Here is a 1711-nt window from a genome sequence, read left to right on the forward strand (position 1 = left end):
CGGGCAAGAATTCATGTCGTTAAGGAGGTGATCCAGCCCCAGGTTCCCCTAGGGCTACCTTGTTACGACTTCACCCCAGTCATGAACCACAAAGTGGTGAGCGTCCTCCCGAAGGTTAAACTACCCACTTCTTTTGCAGCCCACTCCCATGGTGTGACGGGCGGTGTGTACAAGGCCCGGGAACGTATTCACCGTGGCATTCTGATCCACGATTACTAGCGATTCCGACTTCACGGAGTCGAGTTGCAGACTCCGATCCGGACTACGACCAGCTTTATGGGATTGGCTCACTATCGCTAGTTGGCAACCCTTTGTACTGACCATTGTAGCACGTGTGTAGCCCTACCCGTAAGGGCCATGATGACTTGACGTCGTCCCCACCTTCCTCCGGTTTATCACCGGCAGTCTCCCATGAGTTCCCGGCCGAACCGCTGGCAACATAGGACAAGGGTTGCGCTCGTTGCGGGACTTAACCCAACATTTCACAACACGAGCTGACGACAGCCATGCAGCACCTGTCTCAGAGTTCCCGAAGGCACCAAACCATCTCTGGTAAGTTCTCTGGATGTCAAGGGTAGGTAAGGTTCTTCGCGTTGCATCGAATTAAACCACATGCTCCACCGCTTGTGCGGGCCCCCGTCAATTCATTTGAGTTTTAACCTTGCGGCCGTACTCCCCAGGCGGTCTATTTAATGCGTTAGCTTTGGAACCCACAGCTCAAGGCCACAGACTCCTAATAGACATCGTTTACGGCGTGGACTACCAGGGTATCTAATCCTGTTTGCTCCCCACGCTTTCGCATCTGAGCGTCAGTCTCTTGCCAGGGGGCCGCCTTCGCCACTGGTATTCCTTCAGATCTCTACGCATTTCACCGCTACACCTGAAATTCTACCCCCCTCTCAAGGACTCTAGCCAAGCAGTATCAAATGCAATTCCCAGGTTGAGCCCGGGGCTTTCACATCTGACTGACTTGGCCGCCTGCATGCGCTTTACGCCCAGTAATTCCGATTAACGCTCGCACCCTCCGTATTACCGCGGCTGCTGGCACGGAGTTAGCCGGTGCTTCTTCTGCGAGTAACGTCACAGCTGACGGGTATTAACCGTCAACCTTTCCTCCTCGCTGAAAGTGCTTTACAACCCGAAGGCCTTCTTCACACACGCGGCATGGCTGCATCAGGCTTGCGCCCATTGTGCAATATTCCCCACTGCTGCCTCCCGTAGGAGTCTGGGCCGTGTCTCAGTCCCAGTGTGGCTGATCATCCTCTCAAACCAGCTAGAGATCGTCGCCTTGGTGAGCCTTTACCCCACCAACTAGCTAATCTCACTTAGGCTTATCCAATCGCGCAAGGTCCGAAGAGCCCCTGCTTTCCCCCGTAGGGCGTATGCGGTATTAGCAGTCGTTTCCAACTGTTGTCCCCCTCGACTGGGCAAATTCCTAAGCATTACTCACCCGTCCGCCGCTCGCCGCCCAACAAATCACCCGAAGGGTCAATGTTGTCGCTGCCGCTCGACTTGCATGTGTTAGGCCTGCCGCCAGCGTTCAATCTGAGCCATGATCAAACTCTTCAATTAAAAGATTTTGATGGTCCGAAGACCTACTCAATGAATACTGAATTAACTTGGTGTCACTCAGTTAGCATTGAGATAAATGATGAAATCTCAATCCCGCGTGAGTGCCCACACAGATTGTCTGACTAATTGTTAAAGAGCG

1 rRNA gene is annotated in these 1711 nt (G+C 53.4%); it reads right to left on the minus strand.

The window, feature by feature from the left end:
• Positions 1–20: 20 nt before the first annotated feature.
• Positions 21–1572, minus strand: a 16S ribosomal RNA gene (locus KUV81_RS19625).
• Positions 1573–1711: the final 139 nt, after the last annotated feature.

The sequence above is a fragment of the Ferrimonas balearica genome (assembly GCF_019802085.1).
In the GTDB taxonomy this organism is placed as follows: Bacteria; Pseudomonadota; Gammaproteobacteria; order Enterobacterales; family Shewanellaceae; genus Ferrimonas; species Ferrimonas balearica_B.